Source organism: Actinoplanes auranticolor (assembly GCF_018332655.1).
In the GTDB taxonomy this organism is placed as follows: domain Bacteria; phylum Actinomycetota; class Actinomycetes; order Mycobacteriales; family Micromonosporaceae; genus Actinoplanes; species Actinoplanes auranticolor.
Genome location: NZ_BOQL01000049.1, coordinates 1 through 18,559, shown reverse-complemented (window position 1 = coordinate 18,559; position 18,559 = coordinate 1). Strand labels below are relative to the sequence as shown.

General features: G+C 71.4%; 22 protein-coding genes and 1 other RNA gene. 15 read left to right on the top strand and 8 right to left on the bottom strand.

The window, feature by feature from the left end; genetic code table 11:
• Positions 1–32: 32 nt before the first annotated feature.
• Positions 33–785: a sulfite exporter TauE/SafE family protein gene (locus Aau02nite_RS29325; RefSeq protein ID WP_212991828.1), complete on the bottom strand. Its 753-nt coding sequence runs from the start codon at positions 783–785 to the stop codon at positions 33–35.
• A gap of 236 nt (positions 786–1,021) precedes the next feature.
• Between Aau02nite_RS29325 and rnpB the strand changes: the two genes are divergently transcribed.
• Both rnpB and Aau02nite_RS29315 read left to right on the top strand, forming a co-directional pair.
• An RNA gene (gene rnpB / locus Aau02nite_RS29320) (RNase P RNA component class A) lies at positions 1,022–1,424 on the top strand.
• 98 nt (positions 1,425–1,522) lie between these two features.
• The gene (locus tag Aau02nite_RS29315) at positions 1,523–2,146 is read left to right on the top strand and encodes a DUF402 domain-containing protein (RefSeq protein ID WP_212991827.1); all 624 of its coding nucleotides are present in this window, start codon (positions 1,523–1,525) and stop codon (positions 2,144–2,146) included.
• A gap of 82 nt (positions 2,147–2,228) precedes the next feature.
• Here Aau02nite_RS29315 and Aau02nite_RS29310 read toward each other — a convergent pair whose 3' ends face one another.
• Entirely contained in the window at positions 2,229–2,852 is a 624-nt protein-coding gene (locus Aau02nite_RS29310) for a transglycosylase domain-containing protein (RefSeq protein WP_212991826.1), read from the bottom strand.
• A gap of 136 nt (positions 2,853–2,988) precedes the next feature.
• Here Aau02nite_RS29310 and Aau02nite_RS47905 point away from each other — a divergent pair, with 136 nt between their 5' ends.
• The 6 genes from Aau02nite_RS47905 (at position 2,989) to Aau02nite_RS29285 (ending at position 7,476) form a co-directional block, all read left to right on the top strand.
• A complete protein-coding gene (locus Aau02nite_RS47905) occupies positions 2,989–3,252 on the top strand; it encodes a CGNR zinc finger domain-containing protein (protein ID WP_369076757.1) in 264 nt (87 codons plus the stop codon).
• A 48-nt stretch (positions 3,253–3,300) separates the two neighbouring features.
• The gene (locus Aau02nite_RS29305) at positions 3,301–3,525 is read left to right on the top strand and encodes a hypothetical protein (RefSeq protein WP_212991825.1); all 225 of its coding nucleotides are present in this window, start codon (positions 3,301–3,303) and stop codon (positions 3,523–3,525) included.
• Positions 3,526–3,556: 31 nt separating this feature from the next.
• Positions 3,557–4,171, top strand: a complete 615-nt coding sequence (locus Aau02nite_RS29300; RefSeq protein WP_212991824.1) for a UCP032817 domain-containing protein — start codon at positions 3,557–3,559, stop codon at positions 4,169–4,171.
• A gap of 613 nt (positions 4,172–4,784) precedes the next feature.
• Complete coding sequence (locus tag Aau02nite_RS29295) at positions 4,785–5,846, top strand: type I glyceraldehyde-3-phosphate dehydrogenase (protein ID WP_212991823.1); 1,062 nt, start codon at positions 4,785–4,787, stop codon at positions 5,844–5,846.
• Between the two features lie 9 nt (positions 5,847–5,855).
• Entirely contained in the window at positions 5,856–6,770 is a 915-nt protein-coding gene (locus tag Aau02nite_RS29290; RefSeq protein ID WP_212991822.1) for a threonine/serine dehydratase, read from the top strand.
• Entirely contained in the window at positions 6,763–7,476 is a 714-nt protein-coding gene (locus Aau02nite_RS29285; RefSeq protein WP_212991821.1) for a nucleotidyltransferase domain-containing protein, read from the top strand. The genes Aau02nite_RS29290 and Aau02nite_RS29285 overlap by 8 nt, the downstream gene beginning before the upstream one ends.
• On the opposite strand, the gene Aau02nite_RS29280 is transcribed toward Aau02nite_RS29285, so the two are convergent.
• Positions 7,412–8,677 carry an MFS transporter gene (locus Aau02nite_RS29280; protein WP_212991820.1) on the bottom strand — a complete coding sequence of 422 codons (1,266 nt, stop codon included), beginning with the start codon at positions 8,675–8,677 and terminating at the stop codon, positions 7,412–7,414. The two genes, Aau02nite_RS29285 and Aau02nite_RS29280, sit on opposite strands and share 65 nt — an antisense overlap.
• Before the next feature lie 82 nt (positions 8,678–8,759).
• Here Aau02nite_RS29280 and Aau02nite_RS29275 point away from each other — a divergent pair, with 82 nt between their 5' ends.
• From Aau02nite_RS29275 to Aau02nite_RS29265, 3 genes are all read left to right on the top strand, one after another.
• Positions 8,760–9,680 (top strand): LysR family transcriptional regulator, encoded by a 921-nt coding sequence (locus tag Aau02nite_RS29275; RefSeq protein ID WP_212991819.1) that lies wholly within the window; start codon positions 8,760–8,762, stop codon positions 9,678–9,680.
• Between the two features lie 109 nt (positions 9,681–9,789).
• Positions 9,790–10,404 (top strand): GTP cyclohydrolase II, encoded by a 615-nt coding sequence (locus Aau02nite_RS29270; RefSeq protein WP_212991818.1) that lies wholly within the window; start codon positions 9,790–9,792, stop codon positions 10,402–10,404.
• Between the two features lie 80 nt (positions 10,405–10,484).
• Positions 10,485–11,099, top strand: a complete 615-nt coding sequence (locus Aau02nite_RS29265) for a M15 family metallopeptidase (RefSeq protein WP_212991817.1) — start codon at positions 10,485–10,487, stop codon at positions 11,097–11,099.
• Here Aau02nite_RS29265 and Aau02nite_RS29260 read toward each other — a convergent pair.
• The gene (locus Aau02nite_RS29260) at positions 11,096–11,890 is read right to left on the bottom strand and encodes a class I SAM-dependent methyltransferase (protein ID WP_212991816.1); all 795 of its coding nucleotides are present in this window, start codon (positions 11,888–11,890) and stop codon (positions 11,096–11,098) included. The two genes, Aau02nite_RS29265 and Aau02nite_RS29260, sit on opposite strands and share 4 nt — an antisense overlap.
• A gap of 111 nt (positions 11,891–12,001) precedes the next feature.
• Between Aau02nite_RS29260 and Aau02nite_RS29255 the strand changes: the two genes are divergently transcribed.
• Both Aau02nite_RS29255 and Aau02nite_RS29250 read left to right on the top strand, forming a co-directional pair.
• Entirely contained in the window at positions 12,002–13,024 is a 1,023-nt protein-coding gene (locus tag Aau02nite_RS29255; RefSeq protein WP_212991815.1) for an aspartate-semialdehyde dehydrogenase, read from the top strand.
• Positions 13,025–13,179: 155 nt separating this feature from the next.
• Entirely contained in the window at positions 13,180–13,383 is a 204-nt protein-coding gene (locus Aau02nite_RS29250; RefSeq protein WP_203771379.1) for a hypothetical protein, read from the top strand.
• Here Aau02nite_RS29250 and Aau02nite_RS29245 read toward each other — a convergent pair.
• Both Aau02nite_RS29245 and Aau02nite_RS29240 read right to left on the bottom strand, forming a co-directional pair.
• Positions 13,380–14,111 (bottom strand): hypothetical protein, encoded by a 732-nt coding sequence (locus Aau02nite_RS29245; RefSeq protein WP_212991814.1) that lies wholly within the window; start codon positions 14,109–14,111, stop codon positions 13,380–13,382. The genes Aau02nite_RS29250 and Aau02nite_RS29245 overlap by 4 nt on opposite strands.
• 18 nt (positions 14,112–14,129) lie before the next feature.
• Positions 14,130–14,834: a hypothetical protein gene (locus Aau02nite_RS29240; RefSeq protein ID WP_212991813.1), complete on the bottom strand. Its 705-nt coding sequence runs from the start codon at positions 14,832–14,834 to the stop codon at positions 14,130–14,132.
• On the opposite strand from Aau02nite_RS29240, the gene Aau02nite_RS29235 reads away from it, so the two are divergent.
• Positions 14,833–14,997 carry a hypothetical protein gene (locus tag Aau02nite_RS29235; RefSeq protein WP_212991812.1) on the top strand — a complete coding sequence of 55 codons (165 nt, stop codon included), beginning with the start codon at positions 14,833–14,835 and terminating at the stop codon, positions 14,995–14,997. The two genes, Aau02nite_RS29240 and Aau02nite_RS29235, sit on opposite strands and share 2 nt — an antisense overlap.
• A gap of 93 nt (positions 14,998–15,090) precedes the next feature.
• Positions 15,091–16,611, top strand: a complete 1,521-nt coding sequence (locus Aau02nite_RS29230; protein WP_212991811.1) for an RNB domain-containing ribonuclease — start codon at positions 15,091–15,093, stop codon at positions 16,609–16,611.
• Between the two features lie 453 nt (positions 16,612–17,064).
• Here Aau02nite_RS29230 and Aau02nite_RS29225 read toward each other — a convergent pair whose 3' ends face one another.
• Together Aau02nite_RS29225 and panB are read right to left on the bottom strand one after the other, a co-directional pair.
• Positions 17,065–17,514, bottom strand: coding sequence for a VOC family protein (locus tag Aau02nite_RS29225; RefSeq protein ID WP_212991810.1), 450 nt, complete (start codon positions 17,512–17,514; stop codon positions 17,065–17,067).
• An 83-nt stretch (positions 17,515–17,597) separates the two neighbouring features.
• The gene (gene panB, locus Aau02nite_RS29220) at positions 17,598–18,428 is read right to left on the bottom strand and encodes a 3-methyl-2-oxobutanoate hydroxymethyltransferase (RefSeq protein WP_212991809.1); all 831 of its coding nucleotides are present in this window, start codon (positions 18,426–18,428) and stop codon (positions 17,598–17,600) included.
• Positions 18,429–18,559: the final 131 nt, after the last annotated feature.

Sequence of the window (18,559 nt, the reverse complement as noted above, 5' to 3'; positions counted from 1 at the left end):
TGGTCACTGTGGATGTCCGGGTTCTTGGTCCCTCAGCGGAATGCCCGCCACAACAGGATGAGCCCGACAACGGTCCCAAAGGTGACAATCAGCACTTTCAACACCCGCGCGGGCAGCCGGCGTGCGATGTGCGCCCCCACAAAGCCGCCGACGATCGTGGCCGGGGCGACGGCCAGCACCGCACCCCAGTGCACCGGCGCGAAGAACGCGAAAACCACCACGGTGACCAGCCCGACACCGGCGGAAAGCACATTCTTGAGCGCGTTGATCCGATTCAACGTCTCGTCCAGCACCAGCGCAAGCGCGGCGACGTACATGACCCCCAGCGCGGCGCCGAAGTAGCCGCCGTAGATCGCCCCGACGAACACGACGACCTGGAGGGTGACCTTCTTCTCGCCGGCCGCCCGCCCGACCAGACCCTTCAGCCGATCCTGGAAGAACAGGATGGCGGCGGCGCCGAGGACCAGAAAAGGAACGACAACCTCGAAGGCCCGGGCCGGCGTGCCGAGCAGGAGAAAGCAGCCGAGGGTGGCACCGACGAGGCTGGTGGGGACGATGGCCCGCAGCCGCCGCCCCTGCCCGGCCAGATCGGCGCGGCTGCCGACGACGCTGGAGACGTAGCCGGGAAAGACGGCGGTGGAGTTGGTGACATTGGCGTCGACCGAGGGCAGGCCGACGGCGATGAGGCTCGGGAACGTGATGAGCGAACCGCCACCGGCGATCGCATTGACGACGCCGGCGGCGAGACCGGCGGCGACCAGCAGCACGATGTGGGCGAGATCCATGATGCCGAAGAATCTACGGGCCGGGGGTGGGGGTGCTGGTCCGAGGCCCGGGGTGTCCGGCCGGGGTCTTGGTCCGGCCGGGCTCTTGGGTCCGGTGGGGTCTTGGTCTGGTTGGGCTCTTGATCCGGTCGGGGCCGGGGCCGTGGGTCTGGGCGGCCGTCGCCGGGCCCGAGCCGGCTTTCGGTCCGTCGCCCGCGGGGTCGTCGGTGGCGTCGGTAGGATGGTCACGCGACGGACGAGTCGACCGGGCGGTCGCGTCGGTGTTCCTCCGGGAGCATCGCCGAGGAACGTCCGGACTCCACAGAGCAGGGTGGTTGCTAACGGCAACCCGGGGTGACCCGCGGGAAAGTGCCACAGAGAAGAGACCGCCGGCCTCGTGCCGGTAAGGGTGAAACGGTGGGGTAAGAGCCCACCAGCACCCCGGGCGACCGGGGTGGCTCGGTAAACCCCACCCGGAGCAAGGCCAAGCAAGGCCACCGCCGCGAGGCGGGGGCCGGCGCAGGCATTCGAGGGCTGCTCGCCCGAGTCTGCGGGTAGGCCGCAAGAGCATGTCGGCAACGGCACGCCTAGATGGATGACCGCCGCCGGTGGCCGCAGGGCCGCCGCGCACAAAATCCGGCGTACAGGTCGACTCGTCCGTCGCCTTCCTGGTCGGAGCCCTGCCGACCGCCAGCGACCAGGTTCTTTCTGGTCGCCGGCGTCAACGTTGGTCGAGGTTGGTGGTCTAACCTCAGGCGATGCCCCGCGTCCTGACGCTCGTGAAGCAGAAGCTCAACGGCAATGAAGGTAGCTGGCTCACCTATCACCTCGGTGACGACGAGGTCGGCTCCTGGCTGTTCCATCCCGAAGGCACCTCCTACACGAGCCGGGGGGCCGACGGCCGCGAGGCAACGTGTTTCTCCGGCGTCCCCGAGTACCCAGGCTGCCCCGTCCTGTACTTCGCACCACATCAGGGCGGCTGGGTCGCTGCCTGGAGGCACACACCCTGGACTGCGATCACCGTCGACCTGTCCCGCCCCGTGACCCGAAGCGGTGACGTGTGGGGCTTCATCGATCTCGAACTCGACCTCTGGCACCTGCCGGGCGACGACACGCCGCCCGGCACCGATCCTCGCCCCAGGATCAGCCGGCACGGCAGGACCGTCGGCATCGCAGACGACGACGAACTCGACGACGCCGTCAGCCGAGAATGGATCACCTCAGCCGAGGCGGCCCGGACACGCGACGAAGCACGGTACGTCGCCGACTTGATTCTCGACGGGGTCAGCCCCTTCACCCAGGCCGCGTGGGAACGCTTCGAGCAGGCGATCGCCCGGAGACTGCCGGCTCCTCAACAACCACAGGGAAGCCTTCGACCGTGAGGCGCCGCAAGCGTCCGGACGCCGGCAGCCTTGTCGTGCCCGGCGGTTCGGGGACGGCCCACCCCAACCCCGCCGGGGCCCCTCAGGCGGGAAAGGTGAGTCCGTTCCGATCGGCCTGGCTCAGCCAGCCGTGCTCGACCATGGTGTCCAGCACCTGATCCCAGCCGGCCTTCGGCGCCGGCCGGTCCGGGTGCAGCTGCACCGCGAGCAACGCCGCCTCGGCCACGGTCAGCCGCGTGGCCGGCTTGGCGAAATACGTCTGCGCCGCGGCGACCAGGCCCACCGCGCCGCGACCGTAGTCGGCTCTGTTGAGATAGCGGTCCAGGATCTCCGTCTTGGTGTAGCCGGCCTCAGCCTTGTGCACCAAGACCCGGGTTCGCAGACCGGACTCCTCGCCCGCACCCGACGCGATCACCGTGTACCGCCGGGTGATCAGTGAGTCGTCGGAGTCGTAGAAGTCCGGGTCGACGGCGGCGACGAAGGCGTTGGCCACGGCGGGCGGGAGCGCGGCCACCGGCACCACCGGGTACGAGATGTCGTTCTCGACCATGGGCACGCTGTCGTAGTAGTACGTGACCGCGGTGATGCCGCCGCTCAGGAGGAGCAGGACGCTCGCGATGCCGATGGCCAGCCGTTGGCCGAGACGCCGGGGCGGCGCGGCGGGGACCGGAGCGGAAGCAGGCTGTGCCGTATCGGCGAGAGTCATCGCCACACAGTAGGGGCACGGCGGCGGCCTACGCCAAGGCTGGTCGTGGGGGGCATGTCCGAGGCTTCGGTGCCTGATCTGCTGGCCGACGAGACATCGGCGCAGGCCTGGCTCGACGGGTCGTTGCGGCCGTGGGGTGAGCAGACCGGCAGGGTCGCGCCCACGATCGCGATCTCCGGTGACGATCTCGCTGCCCTGTGTGATCTCCGCGGTCACGTCCGCGGCCGGCTCACGAACGAGACCGGGAACCACGTGCCGCACCCGGTGGCAGTCGAGGTCTCCCTCCGCGACGGGCGCCTGGCACGACATGAAGACCTGCGGCAACACGACGAACCTGCGCGCTTCCGGGGCCCGCCGACGCGATGCGGCTCGCGATGAGAGGCGGTCGGCTGGGTCGTGACCCGGAGTGCCGAGCTTGCGGGAGAGGTTGAGCGGGTATGAACGTTGCGTGACCGCTAACCAGAAGGACAAGCGAGGCACCGCCGCAGCGATGCACGAGACCGCTGAGGCACTCGAGCGCAGTGAGGCCATCCTGCACGAGAGTGCCGAGCAATCTCCCGATCCGGAGACGCGACGGCGGCTGCACCGCCTCGGGGACGAGGTCACCCGGCAGGCCATGGACATCGACAAGCGGGCCGACCTGCTGCCGCGACCGGACAGCCAGGATCGTTGACGCCGGCCCGGCGTGGTCTCACGCTGGGTGCATGGCGGTTTTCCGGGTACGGCGAAGCGGCCCGCGGGTCTCCGCGGTCGACGCGTACGAGTTTCCCAGCGGGGTGCGGCAACGGTTCGCGCTTCAGCACGGGGAGCTGTCCGGTGACGCCCTGCGGTCGGTCGAGGCTGCCGCCCGGCAGTGGTTCCGGCTCGCCGCCCGGCATCCGAAGGCGCGGCTGGCCATGCCGTCCGTGATCGTCGACGAGTTCTGCCGGGAGTTCCTGCTGCACACCCGGGAGTACGCGGACTTCTGCGCTGCCGCTTTCGGGCGCCCGGCCCTGTCGGCCGGGAGCCGGCCCGGTGAGCTGGCCGCCACCTTCCGGTACGCGCAGGAGGACGAGCCGCGCGAGGCCGGGTTGCTGCCCGCGCTGTTCCGGGTGGACCGGGAGGTCGCCGTCGCGGGTGGGCGGCACTATCTGGCCGATTGCGGGGGCCGCGGCACCTGTTACGAGCTCAAGGGCACCGTCTGCCTGCAGCATCTCGGCGGCGTCGGCAGAGCCCTCACCGGCGGCAGGTGGAACGTCCAGCGCGGCGATCATGGCGGTCTGGCAGACGGCTACGAGCGCGGCGGTGGCGGCAGTGGCTGTAGTGGCGGCGGCGTCTGACCGCACGGCATGAATGATCTGTGCCAATTTCGGTGACCGGCCCGGACCCCGGTGCTGACCGGGCCGGCGACAATCGTGCCGGAACTGCTGCCGGCCGGCCAGCGGATCGTTGGCGGTGGTCGGCGGCCAGGCCGGGTTTGAATGGTCGACGGGCCGGTCGACCATCGAAAAAGTTGGCGATCAAAATCGGGCGGTAAATGCAACGTTATACCAGGTCCTTCATCGTAACGATTCAATGCCCTTCACCTGCGCTTATTCACGGAACCGTCTGATGAGGGGCCCGCGCCGCGGTGGGCGGGGTACGGCCTCCGAGAGCCGCCGATGGCCGGCTCCGGTTACTCAAGTGGGCAGGTCAGCTCGGTTCTGCACCTTTGCCGAAGGCCGGTATTCGCAGGTGATCGGCACTGTCCAGTGGGGAACCGCGGATGAGTAGACTGCTCCGCCGGACTGCCGCACCGGGTGCCCGGCTTGTGAGTTTCTCCTCTGCCCGCTCCGGTTGACGTGCAACTTGCACACTCATAGTGTCTGCAGTGTGACGGCGGGTGCTGGGTACGATCCCGGTGCGGTCGCGCCACGGTACGTCCGTCGACCATCCGGCCGTAGGGAGTTCTTGGTGAGTATCGCGATCGGCATCAACGGTTTCGGTCGGATCGGCCGCAGCGTGATGCGTATTGTCGGTGCCTCAGCGGACACGGGAATCACCGTCGCCGCCATTAACGACATCGCCCCGGTGGACCGTTTGGCATACGGCCTCAAACGCGACAGCGTGCGCGGGCGATTCCCCGGAACGGTGTCCGCCGCGCCCGGCCAGCTCATCGTCAACAATCGCCCGATCTGGGCGTTCAGCGAGTCGCAGCCGGGCCGCATCCCGTGGGCGGAGGCCGGCGTCGACGTGGTCATCGAGGCCAGCGGCCGGTTCCGCAGCGGCGCCGGAGCGCGGGACCACATCACCGGCGGCGGTGCCCGCAAGGTCGTCATCAGCGCCTCGGCCGACGACCCGGACGCGGTGCTGGTCTACGGGGCCAACCACGAGCGGTACGACCCCGCCCGGCACGACGTCATCTCGCCCGCCTCCTGCGGCGTCAACGCGCTGTCGGTGATGGCCAAGGTGCTGCTGCAACGCTTCGGCCTGCGCTCGGTGCACACCTCGGTCGTGCTGGCCATCCAGGGCTGGCAGAAGGCCCAGGACTCGCTGACCGGCTCCTCGCGTGACGACCCGCGGCTGGGCCGGGCGGTGCACGACAGCATCATCCCGCACAACCACGTCGCCGGAGACCTGCTCAGTGTCGCGCTGCCGGAGCTGGGCAAGGTGCGCTACAGCTACTACTGCGTGCCCACCCCGATCGGCTCGCTGGCCGAGCTGACCGGTTTCACCGACCGCCCGGTGAGCCGCGACGAGATCAACCTGGCGATGGCCGAGGCGGCGGCGGGCTTCCTCGGCGGTGTGCTCGACTACGAGCCCGATCCGACGGTGTCGGTGGACGTGCGCGACAACCCGGCGTCCTGCTTGTTCGACCCGTCCGGCACGCAGACCAGCGCCGACGGCGGCGTGCAGGTGCGCGGATGGTTCGACAACGAGTGGGGCTTCTCGCACCGGCTGCTGGATCTGGCGCGCCTGGTGGGGGAACGTGAGGCCGTACCGGTGGGGGCCCCGTACCGGTCCGGCGTCGTGTAGAACTGATCGGTGATCGCCACCAGTGAGGTCGAGGCCGCGGCGCGCCGGATCGCCGGGCGGATCAGGCGCACCCCGGTGTTCCAGGACGGGCCGGTGCTGCTGAAGCTGGAGTTCCTGCAGCACGCGGGGTCCTTCAAGACCCGGGGCATGTTCAACCGGATCCTCACCGCGGCCGAGCACGGTCTGCCGGCGGCGGGCGTCATCGCGGCCTCCGGCGGCAACGCGGGCCTCGCGGCGGCGTACGCGGCCCGCGAGCTGGGGGTGCCCGCCGAGATCTACGTGCCCGTCACGGCCCCGCCGGTCAAGGTCGCGAAGCTGGCCAAGCTCGGCGCCCGGGTGGTGCAGGCCGGCAGCGAGTATGCCGAGGCGTACGAGGCCGCGGTCGTGCAGGCCGAGGTGACCGGGGCGCTGTTCTGCCACGCCTACGACGACCCGGACATGGTGGCCGGCAACGGCACCCTCGGCCTGGAGCTCGCCGAGCAGCTGCCGGACGGTTTCGACACCGTGCTGGTCGCGGTGGGCGGGGGCGGGCTGATCGCCGGGGTCGCCGCCGCGCTGCACGACCGGGCCCGGGTGGTCGCCGTCGAGCCGGTCACTTCCGCGGCCCTGAACGCGGCCCTGGAGGCCGGTGGCCCGGTGGACGTCGCGGTCTCCGGGGTGGCAGCCGACTCGCTGGGGGCGCGGCGGGTCGGGACGATCGCCTACCGGACGGCCGCCGCGGCGCAGCTGCCCTCCGTGCTGGTCGACGACCAGGCGATCGTGGAGGCCCGGCGGCAGCTGTGGGAGGACTACCGGATCGTCGTCGAGCACGGCACCGCGGCCGCGCAGGCCGCGCTGACCTCGGGCGTCTATGTGCCGGAGCCGGGAGAGCGGGTCGTGGTCCTGCTCTGCGGGGCGAACACGAATCCGGCCGATCTTGCTTGAGCAGGTCCGCCTCATCGAGCGGGTGCGTGAGGTGTGCCGCGCCGACAGCCGGGTCGAGGCCGCCCTGATGTACGGCTCGTTCGCCGACGGCTCGGCCGACGAGCACAGCGACATCGAGTTCTGGATGTTCTTCACGGCCGTGCCCGCCGACCCCCGGGCGTGGATCGAGCTGGTCAGCCCGGTCACCCACCTGGTCCGCAACGAGTTCGGCGCGCACGTGGCGTTCTTCCCGGGGCTGATCCGCGGCGAGTTCCACTTCGCCGGCACCGCGGACATCGCCGCCGTCCGCGACTGGCCGGCCGGCGCCATCGTGCCGGTCGTCGACCGGCACGGGCGACTGGAGCAGGCGCGCCCGCAGGGCGTCACGGACCGGACGGCGGACGTGTGCGGCCGCTTCGCCAACTGGCTGCTGCTCGCCCATCACGTCGGGCAACGCGGCGAGGTGCTGCGGCAACGCGACGCCCTCGCCCATGCCCAGCGCCATCTGCTGTGGATGGCCCGGCTGGCCGAGGGCCGCACCGAGCACTGGCTCACCCCGTCCCGGCAGGCCGAGGCCGAGCTCAGCGCGGCCACGATCGCGGCGCTGTCGCGTACCCATGAGGATGTGAGCGCTGCCTGGCAGGCCGGCCGCGCTCTCTGGATCAAGCTCGACCCGGACCCTCCGGAGCTGCTTCTCGCCGAGCTGGACCGGGCGTTGGGGAGCTGAGCGCGGTCGCGCCCAGCAGGACCAGCAGCACGCCGCTGAACCACAGCATCGCGGTGGTCGCCGGCAGGAAGTGGGTCGCGATGCCCAGGCCCAGCGCCGGGCCGATCAGGCCCAGGTAGGCGACGAGGAAGAGCCCGGCCAGGGCCTCACCGCGGACCGCGGGCTCGGCCATCGCCGCGACGGCGCCGACCGCGGACTTGAAGAGCAGACCCGCGCCGCCACCGGCGACCGCGCCGCCGACCAGGAACAGCGCCAGTGAGGACAGGTGCATCCCGGCGCCCAGCACGACCAGCCCGGCGGCCTCGGCGGCGAGGCCGGCGGTGAAACGGCGGGCCGGGCTGAGCAGGCTCGATCCCGCCTGGGCGGCGGCCGCGGCCCCGAAGACCAGGAACACCACGACGCCCGCGAGCAGCCGGCCGGGGTGGTGCAGCGAGCCGGCGACGAAGCTGGGCGCCAGCGACGTGAACAGGCCGAAGACCGCGAAACCGGCGAACGCGCCGGCGGCGGCGACCGCGTACCCCCGCCGGTCGGCGGCGGCGATCCGGATCCGCTGCGGGCGGTAGCGGGGTGCGACGGCGGGCGCGACCACCGTCTCGGGCGTGGCCGCGACGGCGACCGCGCTGAGCGCGAGCAGGACCAGAAACACGAGGTACGGGGTACGCAGGGGAGCGTCGACGAACTGAGCCAGCGCCCCGGCCACCAGGGTGCCGGTGCCCAGCCCGCCCAGGTTGGCCGCCGCGGAGACCAGCTCGAAGCGACCCCGCCCGGCGTGCGGCCGGTGCGCGACGTGCAGCTCCAGCAGGTACGCCGTGGCGGTGGCGGTGATCATGCCGACGCCGAGGCCGGTGACGAACCGGGCGATCAGCAGTCCGGGCAGGGCCGGCCAGAGCAGGAACAGCACCGCGGCGACGGCTTCCAGGGCCAGCGCCGGGAGCAGGACGCGCTTGCGGCCGACCCAGTCCGAGACGTGGCCGGCGAGCAGCAGGCTGGTGACGACGCCGACCGCGTACACGGCGAAGACGACCGTCACGGTGAACGGGGAGAAGCCGTCCTGCTGCTGGTAGAGCGGGTAGAGCGGGGTGGGCACGGTGGAGAACGCCATCGAGATCGCAAAGACGGCGGCGATCACCCGGAAGCCGGTGCCGTGCCGGGCGGAGCCCAGCCGGGTCAGCGGCGCCCGGGGTGGGGCGGTAACGGTCATGTCCTCACAGTGCGTCAGCACCTGCATCACGTCCAACGAAGGTTTGTGCTCGCACCTATCACCGAATGCGATAGTTGCGGTCATGGAGCTTCGTCACCTCGCCTACTTCGTCGCCGTCGCCGAGGAGGGCAGCTTCACCCGGGCCGCCACCCGCCTGCACGTCGTGCAGTCCGGCGTCTCCGCGGCGATCAAGGCGCTGGAGCACGAGCTGGACGCGCCGCTGCTGGAACGCACCTCGAAGCGGGTCGCGCTCACCGACGCCGGTGCCGCGTTGCTGCCCCGGGCCCGGGCCGCACTCGACGCCGCGCGGGCGGCCCGGGACGCGGTGGACGAGGTCCGCGGCGGGCTGCGCGGCACCGTGCGGATCGGCACGCTGACCGCGATCGGGCTCGTCGACCTGCCGGCGCTGCTGGGCCGCTTCCACCGGACCCACCCGGAGGTGATCCTGCAACTGACCGTGTCCACCCGGGGGTCCGGCGGCCTGGTGGATGCGCTCACCGACGGCAGCCTGGACCTCGCGATGGTCTCGGTGCCCGGGCGCCCGCCGGCCGGGGTCCACTTGCGGCAGTTGCTGTGGCGCCCGATGGAACTGGTGCTCCCGGCCGGTCACCGGCTCGCCGGCCGGCCGGTGGTGCGGGTCGCCGACCTGGCCGGCGAGCAGTTCGTGGACTTCCCGGCCGGCTTCGGCAACCGCACGGTGGTGGACCGGGCGTTCGCGGCGGCCGGGGTGGACCGCCACGTGTCGCTGGAGGTCGTCGACATCAGCACCGGCGCGGGTTTCGTGCGGCACGGGCTGGGCATCGCGATCCTGCCCCGTTTCGCCGTACCGGATGAAGCGGATCTCGTGGTCGTGCCGGTCGCGGACGCCGACCTGGACTGGCCGCTCGGGGTCGCCACCTCGGCGATCCGCGCGCCGGGCGCGGCCGCGCGGGCCCTGCTCGGCATGATCGACGATCACCTGCGCCCGCCCGGCGCTCCTCGCGATGCCGGGTCAGTGTCTTAATTTCCCGGCTATTTCTTGATCCGTTGTGACGTTCGGCTCGTGGTTCCCTTAACAAGTGCGGCGTAAGGTCAATCCCGTGCTTGAAGCGTCAAGTGCTGAGGGAGCTGTCATGTCTTTGGGTATTCGCAGCCGGGTCACCGTGCCGCTGAAGTTCGCGGACGGGTACGTCACCACGGCCGAGGTGATCACCTTCGACGGGCTCGCCGACGGCAAGGAGCACCTGGCGCTCGCTCTCGGCGACGCCTTCGGTGCCGACGTGCCGCTCGTCCGCCCGCACTCCGAATGCCTCACCGGGGACGTGTTCGGCTCCGAGCGCTGCGACTGCGGCCCCCAGCTGCGCGAGGCCGTCGAGCGCATCGCCGGCGTCGGCGGCTTCCTGCTCTACCTGCGCCAGGAGGGCCGCGGCATCGGGCTCTACGCCAAGCTCGACGCGTACGCGCTGCAGGACCTGGGCATGGACACGTACGAGGCGAACCGGGCACTCGGGCACGCCGACGACGAGCGGGACTACACCGCCGCGGCGCAGATGCTGACCGCCCTCGGCGTGGGCGCGGTGGATCTGCTCACCAACAACCCGGACAAACCGGCCCAGCTGCGCTCGTTCGGGGTCGACGTGCGCGAGGTGGTACCGACCCACGTGCACGCTTCCGCCGCCAACGTGCGTTATCTGCAGGCCAAGGTCGCGCACACCGCGCACACCATCGACCTGCCCCTGGCGGTCTGACCTCCGGTTTCCGCTCAGTCATTTTTCCGGAGCGCCGAACGGTAGGGCGACATGCCGTAGGAGCACGGAGGTAGTTCGCTGTGGGAATCGAGGCCGTCAACAGCCGGATCGCGGACATCCAGAGCCGGATCATCGCGATGCAGACCCAGCAGGCCGCGGCGACGAAGACCGCATCGGCCTCGTCGACCACCGCGCCGGCCGGGGGCACTTTCGCCACCGCGCTCGCGGACGCCATGGGCACCCAGTCCTCGACGGCGTCCGCGGGTGCGGCGAAGTCGTACTCGCTGAACAGCAAGGGGATCCCGACCGAGCTGGTCGGCTACGGCAACGGCAAGATCCCGGCGAACGCCCTGGAGAAGGTGGGCAACACCAACCACAGGCTGTGGGCGCCGGCCGCCGAGTCGCTGAACAAGATGGTCAACGACGCCAAGGCGCAGGGCGTGACCATTGGGATCACCGACTCGTACCGCTCGTACTCCGAGCAGGTCGACGTCGCCCGCCGCAAGGGCCTCTACTCGCAGGGCGGGCTGGCGGCCAAGCCCGGCACCAGCGAGCACGGCTGGGGCATGGCCACCGACCTCGACCTGAACAACAAGGCGCAGGCGTGGATGCGGGCCAACGGCGAGAAGTACGGCTTCGTGGAGAACACGCCGCGCGAGCCGTGGCACTGGGCGTACAAGCCGAAGTCGGTCTAAGCCGGTTTCCGCCAGAGCAGTTCGCCGTGCAGCAGTGACATCCAGCCGTCCGGGTGGGCGGCCCAGGCCCGCCACGCGTCGGAGATCTTCTGCAGCTCCGCGCCCTGCTCGGCGGCCTGCCGGGCCAGGTCGGACTGGAGGATGCGGTCGGCCCACATGCCGCCCCACCACTCGCGGTCCTCGGGCGTCGCGAAGCACCACGTGCTCGACGTCACGACGGGGCCGGCCAGTCCGGCGGCGTGGGCCCAGGAGAGCAGCCGCCGTCCGGCGTCGGGCTCGCCGCCGTTGCTCCGGGCGATCCGGCGGTACAGGTCCAGCCACTCGTCGAGCTCCGGCAGCTGGGGGAACCAGGCGAACGCCGCGTAGTCGCTGTCGCGTACCGCGACCAAGCCGCCGGGCTTGGTCACGCGGCGCATCTCGCGCAGGGCGGTGACCGGATCGCCGACGTGCTGCAGCACCTGGTGGGCGTGCACGACGTCGAACGTGTCGTCGGCGAAGTCCAGCGCGTGCACGTCGCCGACCGCGAAGTCGACCGTGTCCAGCCCGCGCCGGGCGATCTCGGCCCGGGCCAGGTCCAGGGCCGGCCCGGTCTGCTCGAGGGCGGTGACCCGCCCGGGTGTGACTTGCGTCGCGAGATCCGCGGTGATGGTGCCGGGTCCGCAGCCGATGTCCAGCAGGGTGTCGCCGGATTTCAGCCGTGGCAGCAGATACGCCGCCGAATTTTCTGCGGTGCGCCAGCGGTGCGAGCGCAGGACCGATTCGTGATGCCCGTGGGTATAGACAGCAGCCATGCCCGGAACGCTACGTCCGCGTCTCGAATAACGGGAGACTTTTCCTGTTATATGAGATGGCGGCGAATACCCGATTTCGTGTAGTGGCAGCCAGGCCGTAGTTTTGTGGCCATGAGGATCGGCATCGTAGGCGCGACGGGGCAGGTCGGCGGCGTCATGCGCCGCATCCTGGCCGAGCGCCAGTTTCCTGTAGACCAGCTCCGGCTCTTCGCCTCCGCCCGCTCCGCCGGGCGCACCCTGTCCTGGGGTGAGGGTGAAGTGACCGTCGAGGACGCGGCCACGGCCGACTACCGCGGACTGGACATCGTCCTGTTCTCCGCGGGCAAGGGCAGCTCCAAGGAGTACGCCCCCAAGGTCGCCGAGGCGGGCGCGGTGGTCATCGACAACTCGTCGGCGTACCGGATGGACCCGGACGTCCCGCTCGTGGTGGCGGAGGTGAACCCGGACGCGATCGCGCAGCGCCCCAAGGGCATCATCGCCAACCCGAACTGCACGACGATGGCCGCGATGCCCGTGCTGCGTCCGCTGCACGACGAGGCCGAGCTGGTGGCGCTGGTCGCCACGACGTACCAGGCGGTCTCCGGTGCCGGGCTGGCCGGCGTGGCCGAGCTCGACGACCAGATCAAGAAGGTCGCGGACCGGGCCACCGAGCTCGCCTTCGACGGCAGTGCGGTCGAGTTCCCGGCGTCCCGCTCGTTCAGTCAGCCCATCGCGTTCAACGTCCTGCCGCTGGCCGGCTCGATCGTCGACGACGGCCTCGGCGAGACCGACGAGGAGCAGAAGCTCCGCAACGAGAGCCGCAAGATCCTCGGCATCCCGGGCCTCAAGGTCTCCGGCACCTGCGTGCGCGTACCGGTCTTCACCGGTCACTCGCTGCAGGTGAACGCGCGATTCGCCCGGGCGATCAGCCCGCAGCGCGCACGGGAGCTGCTTGCGTCGGCGCCCGGTGTGGAGCTGTCCGACGTGCCCACGCCGCTGCAGGCAGCCGGCCGGGACCCGACGTTCGTCGGCCGTATCCGCGCCGACGAGACGGTGGACAACGGTCTCGCGCTGTTCCTCTCCAACGACAACCTGCGCAAGGGCGCGGCTCTCAACGCGATCCAGGTCGCCGAGCTGGTGGCCGCCTCGCTCTGAGGCCCTGCTCCGGCTTCTTCTCGGCCCGTCCCACCCTCGGGTGGGGCGGGCTTTGTCGTTCCTTCGGGGAGTCTTTTCGACAATCCACTATGGAAAAACCGGGCTTTTTGCCTGAATCGGTAGCGCATGGTCGATTTGAGGTGCACAGTGATTGCATGAACGACAGTGGGCCCGGCGGCGGCTACTTCTGGTGCCTCCGCCACAACCGGGTCGAGACCGGGGACGACGTGTGTCCTGCGCAGTACCGGCTCGGTCCGTACGCCTCCGCTGACGACGCCACGCGGGCGCTCGAGACCGTCGAGAAGCGCAATGCGGCGTGGGATGCCGAGGACGCCCGCTGGACCGGGGAGGTCAGCTAGGCCGGCTCGACCCCTGTGTCCAAGCCGGAATCCTGCAGTCTCCAGGCGGAGACGAGCCCGCAGTCATTCGCAAGGAGGAACTTCCCCATGGCCGTGCCCAAGAAGGCCCCGACCCGGGCCGCCACGACCGGCGCCAGAAGCGCGCGGGTCGCCGCGTCCCCGGCGGCCGCCCAACCGGCTGCCGTCAAACCCGCTGCTGCCAAGCGGACCGCTGCCGCTGGTTCTGCGGCTGGTCCGTCGGTCACCGTGCGGTCCGCGGTCAAGCCCAAGACCTCGGCCGGTGCTGCCCGGTCCGCCGCCAAGCCGGTTTCGGCCGCCAAGTCCGGTGCGGGGAGCAAGGCTCCGGCCAGCAAGACGACCGCGAAGAAGGCTCCTGCCACCAAGTCGGCTTCGGCTTCGGCTGTTACGAAGGCGGCGGCTGGTCGCTCCGGCGCGGCTGCTAAGTCTTCGACGGCTGCGAACTCTGCGGCTGCTAAGTCTTCGACCGCTGCGAAGTCCATGGGTGCGAAGTCGTCGGCTGTGAAGTCTGCGGGTGCGAAGGCGACCACGGCTGGGAGGTCCTCGGCTGCTGGGAAGTCCTCGGCCGCTGCCAAGTCGACGGCCGCGAATTCCACCGCGGCCGGGAAGTCCACGTCTGCGAAGTCCACGGTCGGGAAGTCTGCGGGTGCGAAGTCCGCGGCCGGGAAGTCTGCCGCTGCGAAGTCGACGACGGCTGGAAAGTCCACCACGGCTGCGAAGTCGGCCGCTCAGTCTGCGGCCGCCAAGTCCAGCGCTGCACAGTCCACGGCCGCCAAGTCGAGCGCTGCCAAGTCGAGCGCTGCCGGGTCCAGCGCTGCCGGGTCGGCGGCCGCCAAGTCCACGGCGGCGAAGTCTTCCGCGGGCAGGTCGGCGGCGGCTAAGCCGGCGGCGGCCAAGTCCGCTTCCGCTCGTTCCGCTTCCGCTGGTTCCGCTTCGGCTCGTTCGGCTTCGGCTGGTGTCGCTTCGGCTCGTTCCGCGGCCTCGAAGGCCCCGGCGAAGTCGTCCGCTGCCAAGTCGTCGTCCGTCAAGCCGTCCGCCGCCAAGCCGTCGTCCGCCAAGTCGTCCGCTGCCAAGTCGACGGCGGCCAAGGCTGTGACCGGCAAGTCGTCCGCCGGCAAGATCGGCGCCGGATCGAGTGCCGGCAAGTCGGCCGCCAGCAAGTCGAGCGCCAGCAAGTCGAGCGCCGGTAAGGCGACCGCGGGTAAGGCGACCGCTGCCTCGTCCGCCGCGGGTAAGGCTTCAGCTGCGATCAAGGCCACCGCCAAGTCAGCGGCCAAGTCCGCAGCCGCGGCCAAGACGGCGACCAAGACCGCGGCCAAGACGGCGGCCGGCGCGGCGAAGAAGACCGCGGCTCGTAGCACCGGCAACGCCGCCGCCGGCCAGGCCCGGACGACGACTGCCGGCAAGGCGGCCAACGCCAAGCCCGCCGGCATGACCAAGACGTCGGCCACCAACGCCGGCCGGGTCAAGAAGGCCGCCACGCCCGCGGCTGCTCGTACCGCCACCGCCGGCAACAGCCGCCCCTCCACCGCTGCCGGCAACGGCCGCGTTTCCACCGTCGCCGGCTCCGCCCGTAAGGCGACCGCCAAGCGTTGATCCCGGGCAACCGGGGACACCGGGGCCGCGCCGATTCCGGCGCGGCCCTCGTGCGTATCGGAATTGTCGGTGCGGCCTGGTAGGAATGACCCCGTGCCGATCAACCGGGTGTGGGCGCCACACATCGACTTCTCCCAGCTGCGCCGTGAGCTGGAGTTGCCCGCCGAGTTCCCGCCCGACGCGATGCGGGAGGCGCGGGAGGCCGCGACCGGCGTCACGCTGCCGGCCGTCGACCGCACCGACATCCCGTTCGTCACGGTGGATCCGGCCACCTCGCGCGACCTTGATCAGGCGATGGAGCTCACCCGCCGCTCAGCCGGGGGTTACCGGGTGCGCTACGCCATCGCCGACGTCGCCTCCTACGTGCGTCCGGGCGGTGCGCTCGAGGCCGAGACCTGGGTGCGCGGCCAGACGATCTACTTCCCGGACGGCAAGGTGCCGTTGCACCCGCAGGTGCTCAGCGAGGGCGCGGTGAGCCTGCTGCCCGACGTCGACCGGGCCGCGATTCTGTGGACCATCGACCTGGACGCCGACGGCGAGATCGTCGCCATCGCCCTGGAGCGCGCGCGGGTGCGCAGCCGGGCCAAGCTCGATTACGTCGGATTGCAGGCCGACGTCGACGCGGGCACCGCCCCGGAGTCGATCGCGCTGCTGCCCGAGCTGGGCACCCTGCTGGCCCGTCGCGCCGCCGATCGCGGGGCGGTCAATCTGCCCCTGCCGGAGCAGGAGGTCGAGCAGAACGGCGACGGCTGGCAGCTGGTGCTGCGAGCGCCGCTGGCCGTCGAGGAGCACAACGCCCAGATCTCCCTGCTCACCGGCATGGCCGCCGCCACCCTCATGCTGCGCGGCGGGATCGGGCTGCTCCGCACCATGCCGGCCGCCCGCCCCGAGGCGGTGACCAAGCTCCGGGCGGCAGCCGCCTCCCTCGACGTCCCGTGGCCACCCGACGCCTCCGTCGGCGCGGTCGTGGCCTCGGTCGACCCGGCCAGCCCTCGCGGCGCCGCCTTCCTCAACCAGGCGGCAGAGCTGCTGCGCGGCGCGGGCTACACGGCCTTCGACAACGAAACCCCGGACGAGACCGGCCACGGCGGAGTGGGCGCGCCGTACGCACACGTGACCGCACCGCTGCGACGCCTGGCCGACCGGTACGCGACAGAGGTGTGCCTGGCGCTGCACGAGGGTCGCGAGGTGCCCCAGTGGGCCCGCGAGGCGCTACCCCGGCTCCCGAAGTGCATGGCCACCACGGACCGCGTGGCTTCGGCGGCAGACCGTGGTGCGGTGGGGCTCGCCGAAGCGGTGCTGCTCGCCCACCGGGTAGGAGAAACCTTCGAAGCCGGCGTCCTCGACGTCGACGAGGACCGCACAAAGGCTGGCCAGGACGCCACCGCAAAACCGGGTGGCCAGCCCGCCACCGCCACCGAGCCGCCGGCGGCCGCGAAGCCGAACGGCCGCGACAAGCCGAACAACCGCCGTCCCCGAGGCGGCAAGGTGGCCATCGACGAACCGGCGGTTCAGGCCCGCTGCCTGGGCGATCTCCCTTTGGGCGACCGCATCCAGGTCCGCCTGACCCAGGCCGACCCCGCCACCCGAGAGGTCCTCTTCGAACGAATCTGATCCGCTGCCGGCCGGGCCCGCCTTCGGCTGGGCCGATCCGCTGCCGGCCGGGCCCGCCTTCGGCTGGGCCGATCCGCTGCCGGCCGGGCCGCCTTCGGCTGGGCCGATCCGCTGCCGGCCGGGCCCGCCTTCGGCCGGGCCGCGTGCTTGGGGCCCGTTTGGCCGCCTGCTTCGCCTGCCGCACTAGGTGCGCTGCGTCCGCGCCTCGCGCAGGTTGGCCCTGCACTGCGGCCGCGCGGCCCTGCCGCCGCGGCAGTCAGCGGGTCGGGCACCTTACGTCTCCGCCGCTGGATGCGGTCAGGTGCGCTGCGGGAACCGCCCGCTGGATTCGGTTCCAGGCGCTGCCGGGCGCCCCCGCTGGATGCGGGCAGGGGCGGGCGTTGCAGCCGCCCGCCCGTCGCTGCGACCGCCTGCTACGCCGGCCGCCTGCTGCGGGACGCCCGCTGGATGCGGTCAGGGGAGTCGCGGGACGCCTGCCGGGTCCAAGGGCCAGGCCGGGTTGTGCGTGATCTCCCAGAGGTGGCCGTCCGGGTCCGTGAAGTAGCCGAGATAGCCGCCCCACTCCGCCGCCCCGCCGGCCTTCACCAGAGTGGCGCCGGCCTGGACCGCCGAGCGCAGCGCCTCGTCCACCGCCGCCGGGCTTTCCACGTTGATCGCGAGCATTGTGCCGCGGAAGTCGACCGCCGGGTTCGGGGGAGCCTGGCGTGGCGGCAGGCCCGCGTCCGCCGTGATGTCGTCGGTCGAGACCAGGGACAGCAGACCGCCGGCCGTGTGGAAGAAGCTGACCACCCCGGGTACCGACGCCGGCGACAAACGCCAGCCCAGGGACTCGTAGAACTCGGTGGCTCGGGCCACGTCGGCCACGCCGAGGGTGGCCAGGCTGACTCGGGCAGGAACGGACATGGCAGGAAGTCTGCCACTTGTCTGATCTTGCCCGAGCCGTACCCCGGGGCGAACGCCGGCGGGCCCCCGCCGTACCCCTGAGCTCAGAAGGTGTGTTCCTCGGCCGGGAACTCGCCGCCGCGGACCTCGTCCGCGAACTGCTTCGTGGCTTCCGTGAGGATGCCCGACAGATCCGCGTAGCGCTTCACGAAGCGGGGCGCCTTCCCCTCGCGCAGGCCCGCCATGTCCTGCCAGACCAGCACCTGCGCGTCCGTGTCCGGGCCCGCGCCGATGCCCACCGTCGGGATGGTGAGTTCCTTGGTGATCTGCTTCGCCACCTCGCCCGGCACCATCTCCAGCACCACCGCGAACGCGCCGGCCTCGGCCACGGCCCGGGCGTCGGCGATGACCTCCTCCGCGTCGCTGCCGCGGCCCTGGACCCGGTAGCCGCCGATCGTGTGCTCGCTCTGCGGGGTGAAGCCGATGTGGGCCATGACCGGGATGCCCGCGCCCGTGATCGCCCGGATCTGCTCGGCGGTGCGGCGACCGCCTTCCAGCTTCACCGCGTGGGCGCCGCCTTCCTTCATGAAGCGGACGGCCGTGCGCAGCGCCTGGGTCGGGCCCTCCTCGTACGAGCCGAACGGCAGGTCGCCCACCACCAGCGCCGTCTTCGTCGCCCGGACCACCGCGCGGACCAGGGGGAGCAGTTCCTCCGTGGTGACCGGCAGGGTCGTCTCGTAGCCGTACACGTTGTTGGCCGCGGAGTCGCCGACCAGCAGGACCGGGATGCCGGCCCGGTCGAAGATCGAGGCCGTGTACTGATCGTAGGAGGTCAGCATCGGCCAGCGGTCGCCGCGTTCCTTCGCCGCGATCAGGTCGCGGGTGCGTACGCGGCGGGTCGGCGGGCCCCCATACAGGGTGGGGATCTCGGACATCTCTGTCTCCTTCCCTCGAGGCCGCGGTGTGCGGTCCCCGGGTCTGCCCCCAAATCGTCGCACCCGGAATGCGGCGCCGGTCAGGGTTCAGTGGAGCCCGTCACACCCCCTCGCGGCTGAGTCAGCCGTTC